Source organism: Amycolatopsis albispora, from assembly GCF_003312875.1.
In the GTDB taxonomy this organism is placed as follows: Bacteria; Actinomycetota; Actinomycetes; order Mycobacteriales; family Pseudonocardiaceae; genus Amycolatopsis; species Amycolatopsis albispora.
Map to the genome: position 1 here is coordinate 5,758,253 of NZ_CP015163.1, position 13,643 is coordinate 5,771,895.

The window sequence follows — 13,643 nt, forward strand, 5'->3', positions numbered from 1 at the left end:
ATAGGTTAACGCAACCGATGCGGCCCTATGACGCGTTCTCCCGCACTGCGGTTCCGGGTTTTCCCGCCGGTCAGGACGAGTAGACCTTCGGGTCCAGCGTGCCGATGTAGGGCAGGTCGCGGTACCGCTCGGCGTAGTCGAGCCCGTAGCCGACGACGAACTCGTTCGGGATGTCGAAGCCGATGTACTTGACCGGCACGTCCACCTTGACCGCCTCCGGCTTGCGCAGCAGCGAGCACACCTGGAGCGAGGCCGGGTTGCGGCTGGCCAGGTTCTTCAGCAGCCAGGACAGGGTGAGCCCGGAGTCGACGATGTCCTCGACGATGAGCACCTCCCGCCCGGCGATGTCGCGGTCGAGGTCCTTGAGGATGCGCACCACGCCCGAGGACGAGGTCGACGACCCGTAGGAGGACACCGCCATGAACTCCAGCTGCGCGGGCACCGGCAACGCGCGGGCGAAGTCGGTCATGAACATGACCGCGCCCTTGAGCACGCCGACCAGCAGGAGGTCGGTGCCACCGGGCGGGTAGTCCGCGGCGACCTGCTCGGCCAGTTCGGTGATCTTGTCGTTGATCTGCTGCTCGGTGATGAGCACGGAGGCGATGTCGCCTTCGTACACGGGTTTCCCCTTTACCTCTTGGTCCGTCCGGGTGGGAGCAGGCTCAGCCTGCCATGCGCCCTCCCGGCCACCAAGTCGCCGGGTAACCAAACGCCGCCCTGGCCCCGCCAGGCACCGACCAAGTCGTCCACCGAGCGCAGGTGGGCATCGGTGAGCTCGCGCACACCGGCGTCGAGCAGCCATCGCCGCAGCGCACGGCGGCGCAGCGGCGCGGGCACGCCGAGCAGCGGCTCGATCTCCAGCACCGGGCCGTTGCGGGCGGACAGCAGCACCTCGTCGGCGAGCTGGTCGAGCGCCTCGGAGTCCTCGCGCAGCTGCTTCGCTGTCCTGGCCAGCGCGGCGGCGACCCCGCCGGAAAGCACGTCCTCCAGCAGCGGCAGCACTTCGCGGCGCAGCCGGACGCGGGTGAACCGGGGATCGGTGTTGTGCGGATCCGACCACGGTTCGACGCCGAGTGCCGCGCAGGCGGCTTCGGTGGCCGACCTCGGCAGGTCGAGCAGCGGACGGCCCCACGGCGGATCGAGCGGGCGCATGCCGGACACCGACCGCGGCCCCGACCCTCGCCCCAGCCCGAGCAACACGGTTTCGGCCTGGTCGTCGCGGGTGTGCCCGAGCAGGACGAGCGCGCCGGGCAGGGCACCGGCCAGCGCGGCGTAGCGGGCCCGGCGCGCGGCTGCTTCGGGTCCACCGGGGCCGGTCACCTCGACGGGCAGCACGGTCGCCCCGTCCACACCGAGCTTGAGCGCGGTCGCGGCCGCGTGCTCGGCCACCTCGGCGGATCCGGGCTGCAACCCGTGGTCCACCACCAGCGCCCGCACGCGCACGCCCAGGCGGTGCCCGGTGAACGCGGCGGCCTCGGCGAGCGCGAGCGAATCCGCGCCGCCGGAGACGGCGACCCCGAGCTCACCCGAGGTCAGCGCCGAGGTCCGCACCGGATCGCCGAAGAACTCCCGCACCGCCCGGCGCACCCGCGCGACGGCCGGATCCGGTTTCACCGGCCCATGCGGCGCAGCCACGCGTCCGGATCGGCGATCTCCGCGCGGCTGGGCAGCGTGTTCGGCGAGGTCCAGACCGCGTTGAAGCCGTCCATCCCGGCCTTGGCGACCACGTGCCTGGTGAACGCGGCGCCCTCGGCGTACTGGCGGATCTTCGCGTCGATGCCGAGCAGGCTCCGGAGCAGCCTGTCGAGCAGGCCGCCGCCCTTGCGCCGCTCGGTGAACCGGCTGCGGATGGTGGCCACGCTCGGCACCACCGCCGGGCCGACCGCGTCCATCACGTAGTCCGCGTGCCCTTCGAGCAGGGTGGACAGCGCGAGCAGCCGGTCGAACACGGCCCGCTGCTGCGGGGACTGGAACAGCTCGGCGAGGTTCCGGCGGTTCTTCACTTCCTTGAGCGTGTCCGGCAGCCTGCCGAGCAGGTCACCGATGCCCTCGGCGTCGGCGAGGCCGCCGACCAGCCGCTCCACCTCGTCGGCGAAGTAGTCGCGCAGCCAGGTGACCGCGGTGAACTGGAGCCGGTGGGTGCACTCGTGCAGGCAGACCCACATCCGGAAGTCCCGCGCGGGCACGTTCATCGCCCGCTGCGCGGCCACCACGTTCGGCGCGACCAGCAGCAGCTGGCCTTCCTTCTCCGGCCCGCCGAACGGGTCGTACTGCCCGAGCACGCGCGAGGCCAGGAACGACAGCACCACGCCGGTCTGCACCCCGGCCCCGGCCGCGAGCACCGGCGCGAACGGGGTGTTCTCCCTGGCCAGGGCCTTGTGGGTGAGCGAGTCCAGGCCGGCGGCCGCCGAGCGGACCCACGCCGGGCGGTCGACCACCTCACCGGGAAGCAGCGGCAGCCCGGCGCCGAGTCCGGTCAGCTCGCGGACGTGTTCCTCGGCGGGAATGGTCAGCTCACGCAGCTCGGTGACCGCGGTGTCCGCCTCACCGCGCGGCACCACCGGGCCGCTGCGGACCAGGAAGGCGCCGGTCGCGGCGGCCAGCGACCAGTCGACCACCGGTTTGGTGCGGTCCGTTTCGCCTGCGGATTCCGGGGACTTCGGAGACTGGACGGTCATGCCATCGACGATACGGGCTATCGGCAGCCGCAACCGCGCAACTCGGCGACCACGGCGTCCAGTGCGCTGCGTGCGCCGTCGGACTCCGAGCCCAGCGACATCAGCGCGAACACCAGCAGGTGGCCGTCCTTGTCCAGGACCACCCCGGCCAGCGTGTTCACCCCGGACAGCGTGCCGGTCTTCGCCCGCACCCAGCCGCGGCCGGCCGCCTCCGGCCCGGAGGTGTACCGGGTGACCAGGCGGCCGCTGCTGCCACCGGCCACCGACAGGTCCCCGAGCAGCGGGCGCAGCTTGGCCGTGCGCGGGTCCTTGCCGTCCGGCGCGGCGGCCACCGCGAGCACTTCGGCGAGCACCTTGGCCGGGATCCGGTTGTCCACGGAGAGCCCGCTGCCGTCGGACAGCTCCACGCCGTCGAGGTTGAAGCCGTTTTTCTTCAGCACGTCCAGGGTGGCCTTGGCGCCGCCCTGGAAGGAGGCCGGTTCGCCGGTGGCGAGCGCGGTCTGCCTGGCGAGCGCGTCACCCATCAGGTTGTCGGAGTGGTTCAGCACGTTGCTGATCAGCTCGGTGAGCGGCGCGGACTTGACCTCGCCGAGCACCTTGGCGCCTTCGGGCGCCTTCGCGGTGCCGCCCGCCGAGGCGCCGAGCTTGCTCGCGAACTTCTCGGCGAACCCGCGCGCCGGGTTGGCGACGCGCATCGACTTCTCGTCGGTGGCGCTGGAGCGGCCGCCGTCGAGCATCACCGGCTCGACCGCGGCGGCGTAGGTGGACGGCGCGTCCTCCGGCGCCCAGCCCGGCCCGATGCCGTCGCCCTGGTAGACGCTGAGGTCCAGCTGGACCTGCTCGATCTTGCCGCCGGAGGCCTCCATGACCTGCTTGACCAGGTCGTCCAGGTGCGCCGAGCCGGGGTAGATGGAGTCCTTGCCGGCGGGCAGCGAGTTGATCGTGGGATCGCCGCCCGCGACGACGATGGCGGTGCCGGGATCGGCGCCCTGCACCACCTTGGTGGAGATCTGGTGGCCGGGGTCCAGCGCCAGCAGCGCGGCGGCGACGGTGAGCACCTTGGTGGTGGAGGCCGGGGTGAGCGGCTTGTTCGCGTCCTTCGCCCAGAGCGCGGTGCCGGTGGCGGGGTCGATCACGCTGCCGCTGAGCGTGCCGAGCGCGGCGGCGCCGGCCGGGCCCTTGAGCGCGGCCTCGACCCCGGCCGGGGTGGGGCTGGGCGCGGACGGTCCCGGCGGCTGGAGCTGGCGGTTGACCGCGAGCGGGGCGGGTGGGTCGCCCTTGGGCTTGTTGGGCGCCCACGGGAGCTCGAGGCGGTTGGCCACGGCCGGCTGCACGGCGGCGAACGCCCCGCCGCCGAGCACGAGCAGGACCACCAGCACGGCCGCGATCCACGGCCACTTGCGCCGCCTCCTGGGCGGGGCTTCGGTCGCGGCGATCGGAGGTTCTTCGGAGCCGGTTGTGGCCGGGGCGGGATGCTGCTCGCCGGTGGGCTCGATGCGCATGGGCTGGGCGTGCACGGTGGCGGGCACGACGGGGACCTGGGGCCCGGACTGCTCGGCGGGGCGGGGTGGCTCGGCTTGCTGCCGGTTCCACTGGTCGCCGCGCTGCTCGCCTTGACGCTGGGACTCGCCTTGCTGGCGGTTCCACTGGTCGCCGTTGTACTCAGCCTGACGTGGGGGCTCGCCCTGGCGCGAGGACTCCCCCTGACGTGGGGGCTCGCCCTGCTGCGGCCGATCCCGCTGCTCGCCTTGGCGCTGGCCCTGCGGCGGCTGCCCCCACTGATCGCCGCGCTGCTCGCCCTGACGCTGGGACTCGCCCTGCGGCGGCCGATTCCGCTGCTCGCCTTGGCGCTGGCCCTGCGGCGGCCGCCCCCACTGCTCGCCATTGCGTTCGCCCTGGCGAGGGGGCTGGGCCTGCTGCTGGTTCCATTGCTCAGCCTGGCGTGGCTGCTGCTCGGCGTCGGGGCGCTGGGGCGGGCGGTTCCACTGCTGGGCTTCGGCCTGCTGGGCTCGCTGCCACGGTTGCTGGTCCGGCCGCCGCTGGTCCGGCCCTGGCGCCTGGGGCGACTGGTCCGGTGGCCAGGCCACTGGCCTGCCCGGCGCCTCCGGCTGCCCGCCTCCCCTGCCCTCCGGCGGAGTGTTCGGCTGGAACAGCGACCCCTGCTGCGACCCCTGCGGTCGCAGCTGCCGCACCGGCTGGGTGGCCTGGGGCACCTCCCCGGTCCGCACCCAGAGCGTGTCCTGCTCGGCCGGTGAAGGTGGTCCGGCCTGCCCCGGCGAGTCGTCGTGATCGGCCGACGGCCACTGCTCGTCGGCCGGCCATCCCGGCTCGTCCGGCCTGGTTCTGTCCGGCACGCACCCCTCCTCCGGTGTCCCCCAGCTCACACCAAGAACCCATCGGTGCGGGTCCGTGGTCACGCGTGGTCCACACTAGTGGTGTCAAGCCAACGAACCGGTGAGCCGCCCGCCTTTGCCCGGGCTTGCCAAAACAAGATCAGCGAGGATCGGCGTGGAGTTCGACGTCACGATCGAAATCCCCAAGGGGGAGCGCAACAAGTACGAGGTGGACCACAAGACCGGGCGCATCAAGCTGGACCGCACCCTGTTCACCGCCACCCAGTACCCGGCCGACTACGGCTTCATCGACGACACCCTGGGGCAGGACGGCGACCCGCTGGACGTGCTCGTCCTGGTGCAGGAGCCCACCTTCCCCGGCTGCCTGATCCGCTGCCGCGCGATCGGCATGTTCCGGATGACCGACGAGAAGGGCCCGGACGACAAGGTGCTCGCCGTGCCGTCGTCGGACCCGCGCCTGGAGCACCTCCGGGACATCCACCACCTGAACGAGTTCCACAAGCTGGAGATCCAGCACTTCTTCGAGGTCTACAAGGACCTCGAGCCCGCCAAGAGCGTGGAGGGCTCCACCTGGGTGGGCCGCGTCGAGGCCGAGTCCGAGATCGAACGCTCCTACGAGCGTGAGAAGGACCGCCTGGCGAAGCTCGCCGCCGAGAACGGCACCGCCGAGCACTGAGCACCGCAAAAAGGGCGGCTTCCCCGATCCGGGGGAGCCGCCCTTTCGCGTGAATTCAGTGCGCGAGCGCGGGCACCGGCCGCACCTCGTTGTCTTCGGCTTCCTGCCGCAGTTCCAGCGCCGACTTGTCGGCCAGCGGGGTCTCCCGCAGGAACCACAGCAACACGAAACCGGCCACCAGCAGCACCCCGCCGACCAGGAACACCGTGCTCATCGCGCTGGAGAAGCCCTCCAGGATGGGCCGCGCCAGCACCGGGTCCAGCCCGTTGAGGAACGACGTGTCGTTCAGGTCCAGCTGCCCGCTCGACAGCCGGGCCGCGAACTCCGCGTTCGCCGGGTTGGCCAGCGCCGCCGCGTAGGCCGGGCCGGACAGACCAGCCGCAGCCTGCGCCACCGCCGCCACGATCCGGTCACCGACCGAGCCGAACAGGACCGACAGGAACACCGCGGTCCCGGCCGTGCCGCCGATCTGCCGGAAGAAGGTGGTCGACGAGGTGGCCACGCCCAGGTCCGACGGGTCGACGTCGTTCTGCGCGGCCAGCTGCAGGGTCTGGAAGGCACCGCCGAGGCCGAGGCCCATCAGGAACGCCATCGCCATCACGATCGCCAGCGGGGTGTCCACGCCGATCGTGCTGAACAGGAACATCGCCGCCGCCATCAGGCCGAGCCCGAGCACGCCGAAGATCTTGTACCGCCCGGTCGACGCCACGATCCGGCCGGAGAGCAGGCTCGCCACCATGATCCCCGCGGTCAGCGGCAGCAGCTGCAGCCCGGCTTCGGTGGGCGTGGCGCCCTTGACGATCTGCAGGTACAGCGGCAGCGACATCATCGCGCCGAACATGCCGGCGCCCTGCACGAAGGTGACCACCGTGCTCAGCGCGAACGCCGGGCGCCGGAACAGCCGCAGCGGCAGCAGCGCCGCGTCGCCCATCCGCCGCTCGTTCAGCACGAACGCGACCAGCCCGGCGGCGCCGACCAGGTACATCAGCACCGCGGTGAGCGAACCCCAGCCCCATTCGCGGCCCTGCTCGGCGACGATCAGCAGCGGCACCAGCCCGACGGTCAGCGTCGCCGCGCCCACGTAGTCGACCCGCTGCTCGACCCGGGTGTGCGGGATGTTGAGCACCCTGGTGACCACCACCAGCGCGATCAGCGCCACCGGCACGTTGATCAGGAACACCCAGCGCCAGCCGGCCAGCCCGGCGAACGAGTCCAGCCCGGCGAAGGCACCGCCGACCACCGGCCCGAGCACGCTGGACACGCCGAAGACCGCCATGAAGTAGCCCTGGTAGCGGCCGCGTTCCCGGGGTGCGGTGATGTCGGCGACGATGGCCAGCGCCAGCGACATCAGGCCGCCGGCGCCCAAGCCCTGGAAGGCGCGGAAGGCGGCCAGCTCGTACATCGAGCCCGCGAAACCGCTGGCCAGCGAACCGGCGAGGAACAGCGAGATCGCGGTCAGGTACATCGGCTTGCGGCCGTAGAGGTCGGACAGCTTGCCGTAGAGCGGGGTGGAGATGGTCGCGGTGATCAGGTAGGCGGTGGTCGCCCACGCCTGCAGGGTCTGCCCGTGCAGTTCGTCGGCGATGGTTTTCATCGCCGAGGACACGATCGTCTGGTCGAGCGCGGCCAGGAACATGCCCATCATCAGCCCGGACAGCACGGTGAGGATCTGCCGGTGCGACAGCCCTCCCCGTGCTCCGGGCTCGGTTGCTTCGATGGAATCGGCCATTCTCGCTCCTCGGATCGTGCCCCCGGCGGGCCTACTTGCTTGCATCACTCAACTACATGACTGACGCAAGTATTCCGAGATCCTGTTGTAGCGTGCAACTAAATTTCTGTGCGCTCCGTCACCACGGCCGCGGTGTCCGGTCCGTCGGCAACGCCACCTGGCCGGTGACAAAATGGCTCCACAGTCCGAAATTCAGCGGTTTGCCCGGTTTCGCGCTGGTTTCGGCGAAGCTGTGGGTGCGACCACCCTCGGTGATCGTGGCGCCGAACGACACGCGGAACCTCGTGGTCGCCGCCCGCTCCCCCGGTGGCTGAGTGGACGGGTTGGCCAGTTCGTCCGAGCCCCAGCGGTAGTCGGCGCGGTACTTGCCGACCACCGGCTCGAAGGTGTTCTCCAGCACCAGCCCGCCCGCCGGGATGGTGATCAGCACGCCGCGCAGGCCGTTGGCGTACTTCGTGTTGAACACCGCGACCTCGGCGACCGTCGACGGATAGAGGTCGGCCTGACCCGAGCCGACCTTCGACCCCGGCGGGCAGGCCTGGGGGCCACCGGCCTCGAAGGTGGCCCGGTCGCAGGTCGGGAACGCCTCCGGGTTGAACCGGATGGACTTGTCGAACAGGAACACGAACTGACGCATCGCAGCGGGCTTCTCGCCGGTCGCGGTGCGGCTGGTGCGGTCGTAGAAGATCTCGATCCCGTCGCGCGTGCCGCCGTCGGGGCGCACGGTGACGTCGAGGTTGTCGATGTTCTCCGGGCCCGCGACGTCGGGTTCGACGATCGGCGCGGGCCCGCCGGGGGTCGGCAGCGGGAACTTCGGCTGAGCGGCTTCCGCGGGCAGAAGACTGCTCGCGGTGGTGAGGGTGGCGAGAACGAACAGCTTGATCGTGGATCGCATGACGCCTCCTGTCGTCTTTTCGAGACATCTCGAATAGAGCAGACCGGAGGTAGAGTCTTCGTGAACCGTCGAAAAGAAGGACGCACCCTTGCCGCTCGGACGCTGGACGCCGCTGACCCACCCGGAGATCGACGAGGTGGCACTGGACGACGTGCTGCAGGCCCTCGCCGACCCCACGCGGCGCAAGATCGTGCGAATGCTGATCGACGAGGGCGACCGGGCGTGCGGCACGTTCGGGCTGAAGGTGGCGCCGTCCACGTTGAGCCACCACTTCCGGAGCCTGCGGAAGGCGGGCCTGATCCGGCAGGAGGACGTCGGCAGGCAGCGGATGAACACACTGCGCCTGGCCGAGCTCGAGCAGCGCTTCCCCGGCCTGGTGGACCGCATCCTCGACGCCGCCGCCGAATAACCTCGGGAGCCCGTCGTCGTGGTGTGCCCGGGAGCCGACGTGTCACGAATGTGGCTTTCGAGACGCCAAACGTCTCGAAAGCCACATTCGTGACATCGGGCCAGCGGCGCGAAAGGGTGGTGGCTGTCGCCGAATAAAAAGCGGGTGCGGGCTGGGCGCTCACTGGTGTGAGATCCGCGCATGACGATCGTGTTGGGGGAGCCTCGGGTCGACGAGCTGGGCAGCGCGGTGCGAGCGCTGCGCGAGTGGCAGTACGACGGCTCGCCGTTCCAGTTGCATCCCGGTGACATCGGCTGGTTCTGGCGGTTCGGCCCCGAGGCCACCGCGGCGGCGGTCCGGACGTGGAGCCGTGACGGCCGCATCCTCGCCATCGGCCTGCTGGACGGGCCCGACCTGCTGCGGCTGACGATGGCCCCCGACGTCATGCGCGACGAGGAACTCGCCCGGCAACTGGCCGACGACCTGGCCGGGCACCACGTCCTACCGGCGGGCAAGGTCTATCTCGAGGCGATCCAGGGCGCACTCGTCCACGACCTGCTGACCGACAACGGCTGGGGCGTGGACGAGCCGTGGACACCGCTCCGGCGTGACCTCACCGAACCGGTAGCGGACCCCGGCGTGCGGATCGAGGTGGTCGGACCGGACCTGGTGTCCACGCGAACGGCCGTGCAGCGCTCGGCGTTCGGCGGGTCGACGTTCACCGACGACCGCTGGCACGCGATGGCCGCCGGCCTCCCCTACGCCGACGCGCGCTGCCTGCTCGCCTTCGACGACAACGGCGACGCCGTGGCGACGGTGACGGTGTGGTCGGCCGGCCGGGGAAAGCCCGGCGCGGTCGAGCCGATGGGCGTGCACGCCGACCACCGCGGCCACGGCCACGGCAGGGCGATCACCCTCGCCGGGGCGGCCGTGCTCCGCGAACTCGGCTCGTCGAGCGTCGTGGTCTACACGCCGAGCGCCAACGTCGGCGCCGTGGCCACCTACCGGTCCGCCGGTTTCGAAGCGGGCCCCGAGATCCGGGACCGGCGCCGGGACGCCTGACCGAGGCGTCCCGGCGAACCGGCGAAAATCAGGCCGTGTACCCCGGAATCGGGTACGCGCCGAGGAACTCGCGGATCTCCGCGGCCACGGTGTCCACAGTGGACTGCTCGTCGGTGGCGGCCGCGGTGATCGCGCGGTCGATCCACTCGGCCACCTTCGGCTGGTGCTCGGGGCGCAGGCCGCGGGTGGTGATCGCGCCGGTGCCCAGCCGGATGCCCGACGGGTCGAACGGCTTGCGCGGGTCGAACGGCACGGTGTTGTAGTTCAGCTCGATGCCCGCCCGGTCCAGCGCCTGCGCGGCCGGCTTGCCGCCGATCTCCTTGTTCGTCAGGTCGACCAGCAGCAGGTGGTTGTCGGTGCCGCCGGACACCAGGTCGTAGCCGCGCTCGGTCAGCGCCTCGGCGAGCGCCTTCGCGTTGGCCACGATCTGGTGCGCGTACTCACCGAACTCCGGCTTCGCCGCCTCACCGAGCGCGACCGCGATCGCCGCGGTGGTGTGGTTGTGCGGACCGCCCTGCAGGCCGGGGAACACCGCCTTGTCCACCGCCTTCGCGTGCTCGGCGTCGGACAGGATCATCGCGCCGCGCGGGCCGCGCAGCGTCTTGTGCGTGGTCGTGGTGATCACCTGCGCGTGGCCGACCGGCGACGGGTGCGCGCCACCGGCGACCAGGCCCGCGATGTGCGCGATGTCGGCGACCAGCACCGCGTCCACCTCGCGGGCGATCTCGGCGAACGCCGGGAAGTCGATGGTGCGCGGGATCGCCGTGCCACCGCAGAAGATCAGCTTCGGCCGGTGCTCGCGGGCCAGGTCGCGCACCTGGTCCAGGTCGACGCGGCCGGTCTCCTTGCGCACGCCGTAGCGCACCGCGTTGAACCACTTGCCGGTGGCGGACACGCTCCAGCCGTGGGTCAGGTGGCCGCCGTCGGGCAGCGCCATGCCGAGCACGGTCTCACCCGGCTTGGCGAAGGCGAGATAGGCGGCGAGGTTCGCCGGGGAGCCGGAGTAGGGCTGCACGTTGGCGTGGTCGGTGCCGAACAACGCCTTCGCGCGCTCGATCGCCAGCGTCTCCACCGGGTCGATGTTCTGCTGGCCCTCGTAGTAGCGCTTGCCGGCGTAGCCCTCGGAGTACTTGTTCGTCAGCACGGTGCCGGTGGCCTCGAGCACGGCCCGCGAGACGTAGTTCTCCGAGGCGATCAGCCGGATCTTGTCGTGCTGGCGGCGTGCCTCGTCCTCGACCAGGCCGGCGATCTCCGGATCCGCGGCGGCGAGCGTGGGCAGGGCGGGCTGGTGCGTCATGGTTCTTCTCCAGACGATGCTCGACCCGACCCAGGCGCGCGGTGCGGGCCTTTCGCGTTCGCTTCCCGGTGGTGCTCCACCTCAAGGCGCCAGTCGCTGCTGCACGGGCAACTCTAGTCGACGCCGCCGGATCCGCCCGTCAGCCTTCGTGGCCCAGCCGCGCGGACAGCGTGGCCGCGGCCTTCCGCACGGTCGGCGTCAGCGCGACCAGGTCGTCCCGTCCGGCGCGGACCGCCGGAATGGACACCGACAACGCGGCGGCGACCGAGCCGTTGTGGTCCCGGACCGGCACCGCGACGGCGACCACGCCCTTCACCCGTTCCTCGAGGGAAATCGCGTACCCGTCGGCGCGTACACGGGCCAACTCCCCCTCGAGCCGGGCAGCGGCGTCACCCAGTCCGGCGAGTACCCCGTCGATCACGTCGGCGGGCGCGTGCGCCAGCAGCACCTTGCCGGGCGCGCCCTGGTGCGGCGGCTTCGCCGCGCCCAGGTCGGTGTAGGTGCGGCGCAGCGCCTGCAACGACTCGACCTGCGCGATCGTCCGCCTGCTCGGCACCGCGTCGAGGATGTGCAGGCCGACCGTCTCGCCAGTTTGGTCCCGCAGCCAGGCCATCACCGGGCGGGCCTGCACGTCCAGCGACAGCTGCTCACGCGCCGCCTCGGACAGCCCGAGCAGCCGCGGCCCGAGCGAATAGGCGGCGGACCCCGGCACCTGCGCGAGCATGCCGTGTGCCGCCAGCGCGCTGACCAGCCGGTGCGTCGTGCCGCGGGACAGGCCCGTGTGCTTGGCCAGCTCGCTGATCCCGACCACCGGCCGGGCGCGGGAGAACGCGGTCAGGATCGCCACCGCGCGGTCGATCGACTGCACGCCGGACGGCTTGTCGCCGCCGTCGCCCTCCGCTGCCGTCACGGCGTCCAGCCTATCGGCGCCCCTTGCCTTCGACGTGCCCTGCCTCCTATGGTGCCCGCATTACGGAACACGGTATCGCATTACGGGCACTCCCGGAGGATGCATGGAAACCCAGGTCCGCAACGGCGCGGCACCGGCCGCTCAGGAACGCTTCGACACCATCCGCGGCCGCGCGGGGCTGGTCATCGGCCCGCTGGCCTTCGCGCTGGTCCTGCTCGCCACGGGCGGGCTCCCGTGGTCACAGCGAGCACTGGCCGCGGTGCTCGTGCTGGTCATTTCGTGGTGGGTCACCGAGGCCGTGCCACTCGCCGTCACCGCGATCTTCGCGATCGTGCTGTGCGTTTTCCTCGGGGTCGCCGACGAGGACACGGTGTTCGGCGCGTTCGGCAACGACACGATCTTCACCTTTCTCGGCGGGTTCGTGATCGCCCGCGCGATGACCGTGCACGGGCTCGACCGGCGCATCGCGCTGCGGGTGCTGTCCGCCGGCGCGGTGGTCAGCTCCCCCGCGCGCACGGTGATCGCCTTCGGCGCGATGGCCATGGTGATCTCGGCGTTCATCTCGAACACCGCCACGGTCGCCATGCTGTTCCCGATCGGCATCGGCATCGTCGGCGCGGTCAGCGCGATCAACCGCGAGCAGGACGGCCGCGACCTGCGGTATTCGCGCTGGTCCACGGCGCTGATGCTGGTGATCGCCTACGGCGCGTCGATCGGCGGCCTGCTCACCCCGATCGGCGCCCCGCACCAGCTCATCGGGCGTGACCTGGTCGAGGAGCAGACCGGGCGCACGATCAACTTCGTGCAGTGGGTGCTCACCTTCGCGCCGATCGTGCTGGTGATGTTCGTGGTGCTGTGCGCGGTGCTGCTCTGGCTGAACCGGCCGGAGGTCCGCCGGCTCGAAGGCGCGGCCGAATACGTCGCGGCCCAGCGCGCCGAACTCGGCCGGTTCTCCCGCGGTGAGGCGAACACCTGCGTGGCGTTCGCGCTCGCGGTCGTGCTGTGGACCGCGCCCGGCATCGGCAGCCTCGTGCTCGGTGACGACCACGGGTTCGTCAAGCTGATGCACGAGCACCTCACCGAAGGCGTCGCGGCGGTGTTCGCGGCGACCGCGTTGTTCCTGCTGCCGCTGGGGCGTTCGGCAGGCCGCCGGGAAGCCACGCTCACCTGGGGTGAGGCGGTCAAGATCGACTGGGGGGTGATCCTGCTTTTCGGCGCGGGCACGGTGATCGGCTCGCTGTCGTCGAAGACCGGCCTGGCCGGCACGCTCGGCTCCGCGCTCGCCGAGCACCTCGGGGTGTCCTCGCTGACCGCGATCACCATTCTCGCCGCGGTCACCGGGCTGATCATCTCCGAGACCACCAGCAACACCGCCAGCGCGGGCATCGTCGTGCCGATCGTGGTGCCGATCGCCGTCGCGGTCGGGGTCAACCCGCTGGTGCCCGGGCTGGTGGCGACCGCGGCCGCGGGCTACGGCTTCATGCTGCCCGTCTCGACGCCGCCGAACGCGATCGTCTACGGCTCCGGAATGGTCCCGATGACCCGGATGCTGCGCAGCGGCGCGGTGTTCGACGTGCTCGGCGTGGCCGTCCTCGTTTCCGGCGTCCTGCTCATGTCCCACCTCGTCGGTTTCTGAACCAGGTAAAGGAGATCC

Annotated in this window: 13 protein-coding genes; 5 read left to right on the plus strand and 8 right to left on the minus strand. The window is 71.4% G+C overall.

The genetic code is table 11. From position 1 onward, the window contains the following. Window positions 1–70 precede the first annotated feature (70 nt). Genes hpt through dacB form a run of 4 tightly spaced genes read right to left on the minus strand, consistent with a single transcriptional unit; the run spans window position 71 to window position 4,180 of the window. Window positions 71–619 carry a hypoxanthine phosphoribosyltransferase gene (hpt, locus tag A4R43_RS27145; protein WP_113694896.1) on the minus strand — a complete coding sequence of 183 codons (549 nt, stop codon included), beginning with the start codon at window positions 617–619 and terminating at the stop codon, window positions 71–73. A gap of 11 nt (window positions 620–630) precedes the next feature. Then, window positions 631–1,614, minus strand: coding sequence for a tRNA lysidine(34) synthetase TilS (gene tilS, locus A4R43_RS27150; RefSeq protein WP_205215093.1), 984 nt, complete (start codon window positions 1,612–1,614; stop codon window positions 631–633). Then, on the minus strand, window positions 1,611–2,678 hold the full coding sequence (locus A4R43_RS27155; protein WP_162788610.1) for a zinc-dependent metalloprotease: 1,068 nt from the start codon (window positions 2,676–2,678) through the stop codon (window positions 1,611–1,613). The genes tilS and A4R43_RS27155 overlap by 4 nt, the downstream gene beginning before the upstream one ends. Before the next feature lie 17 nt (window positions 2,679–2,695). Beyond that, window positions 2,696–4,180: a D-alanyl-D-alanine carboxypeptidase/D-alanyl-D-alanine endopeptidase gene (dacB, locus tag A4R43_RS44645; protein ID WP_113694898.1), complete on the minus strand. Its 1,485-nt coding sequence runs from the start codon at window positions 4,178–4,180 to the stop codon at window positions 2,696–2,698. On the opposite strand from dacB, the gene A4R43_RS44650 reads away from it, so the two are divergent. Together A4R43_RS44650 and A4R43_RS27170 are read left to right on the plus strand one after the other, a co-directional pair. After that, entirely contained in the window at window positions 4,151–4,933 is a 783-nt protein-coding gene (locus tag A4R43_RS44650) for a hypothetical protein (RefSeq protein ID WP_113694899.1), read from the plus strand. The two genes, dacB and A4R43_RS44650, sit on opposite strands and share 30 nt — an antisense overlap. A 253-nt stretch (window positions 4,934–5,186) precedes the next feature. After that, window positions 5,187–5,708: an inorganic diphosphatase gene (locus A4R43_RS27170; RefSeq protein ID WP_113694900.1), complete on the plus strand. Its 522-nt coding sequence runs from the start codon at window positions 5,187–5,189 to the stop codon at window positions 5,706–5,708. A 55-nt stretch (window positions 5,709–5,763) separates the two neighbouring features. Here A4R43_RS27170 and A4R43_RS27175 read toward each other — a convergent pair whose 3' ends face one another. Together A4R43_RS27175 and A4R43_RS27180 are read right to left on the minus strand one after the other, a co-directional pair. Continuing rightward, a complete protein-coding gene (locus tag A4R43_RS27175; protein ID WP_113694901.1) occupies window positions 5,764–7,437 on the minus strand; it encodes an MDR family MFS transporter in 1,674 nt (557 codons plus the stop codon). A gap of 118 nt (window positions 7,438–7,555) precedes the next feature. Next, a complete protein-coding gene (locus A4R43_RS27180; RefSeq protein WP_113694902.1) occupies window positions 7,556–8,332 on the minus strand; it encodes a hypothetical protein in 777 nt (258 codons plus the stop codon). Window positions 8,333–8,420: 88 nt separating this feature from the next. Between A4R43_RS27180 and A4R43_RS27185 the strand changes: the two genes are divergently transcribed. Together A4R43_RS27185 and A4R43_RS27190 are read left to right on the plus strand one after the other, a co-directional pair. Continuing rightward, entirely contained in the window at window positions 8,421–8,741 is a 321-nt protein-coding gene (locus tag A4R43_RS27185; protein ID WP_113694903.1) for an ArsR/SmtB family transcription factor, read from the plus strand. Between the two features lie 180 nt (window positions 8,742–8,921). Beyond that, complete coding sequence (locus A4R43_RS27190) at window positions 8,922–9,782, plus strand: GNAT family N-acetyltransferase (protein ID WP_113694904.1); 861 nt, start codon at window positions 8,922–8,924, stop codon at window positions 9,780–9,782. Between the two features lie 28 nt (window positions 9,783–9,810). Here A4R43_RS27190 and A4R43_RS27195 read toward each other — a convergent pair whose 3' ends face one another. Both A4R43_RS27195 and A4R43_RS27200 read right to left on the minus strand, forming a co-directional pair. Continuing rightward, window positions 9,811–11,079, minus strand: coding sequence for a serine hydroxymethyltransferase (locus A4R43_RS27195; protein WP_113694905.1), 1,269 nt, complete (start codon window positions 11,077–11,079; stop codon window positions 9,811–9,813). 139 nt (window positions 11,080–11,218) lie between these two features. Next, window positions 11,219–11,989 (minus strand): IclR family transcriptional regulator, encoded by a 771-nt coding sequence (locus tag A4R43_RS27200; RefSeq protein ID WP_113694906.1) that lies wholly within the window; start codon window positions 11,987–11,989, stop codon window positions 11,219–11,221. Window positions 11,990–12,092: 103 nt separating this feature from the next. Between A4R43_RS27200 and A4R43_RS27205 the strand changes: the two genes are divergently transcribed. After that, window positions 12,093–13,625, plus strand: a complete 1,533-nt coding sequence (locus A4R43_RS27205) for an SLC13 family permease (RefSeq protein ID WP_113694907.1) — start codon at window positions 12,093–12,095, stop codon at window positions 13,623–13,625. Window positions 13,626–13,643: the final 18 nt, after the last annotated feature.

Bases quoted from the DNA above. Each gene is read 5' to 3' on its own strand.
- A4R43_RS27155 (WP_162788610.1), bottom strand. From the start codon at position 2,678: ATGACCGTCCAGTCTCCGAAGTCCCCGGAATCCGCAGGCGAAACGGAC.
- A4R43_RS27205 (WP_113694907.1), top strand. From the start codon at position 12,093: ATGGAAACCCAGGTCCGCAACGGCGCGGCACCGGCCGCTCAGGAACGC.
- dacB (WP_113694898.1), bottom strand. From the start codon at position 4,180: ATGCGCATCGAGCCCACCGGCGAGCAGCATCCCGCCCCGGCCACAACC.
- A4R43_RS27195 (WP_113694905.1), bottom strand. From the start codon at position 11,079: ATGACGCACCAGCCCGCCCTGCCCACGCTCGCCGCCGCGGATCCGGAG.
- A4R43_RS27190 (WP_113694904.1), top strand. From the start codon at position 8,922: ATGACGATCGTGTTGGGGGAGCCTCGGGTCGACGAGCTGGGCAGCGCG.
- A4R43_RS44650 (WP_113694899.1), top strand. From the start codon at position 4,151: ATGCTGCTCGCCGGTGGGCTCGATGCGCATGGGCTGGGCGTGCACGGT.
- A4R43_RS27175 (WP_113694901.1), bottom strand. From the start codon at position 7,437: ATGGCCGATTCCATCGAAGCAACCGAGCCCGGAGCACGGGGAGGGCTG.
- A4R43_RS27180 (WP_113694902.1), bottom strand. From the start codon at position 8,332: ATGCGATCCACGATCAAGCTGTTCGTTCTCGCCACCCTCACCACCGCG.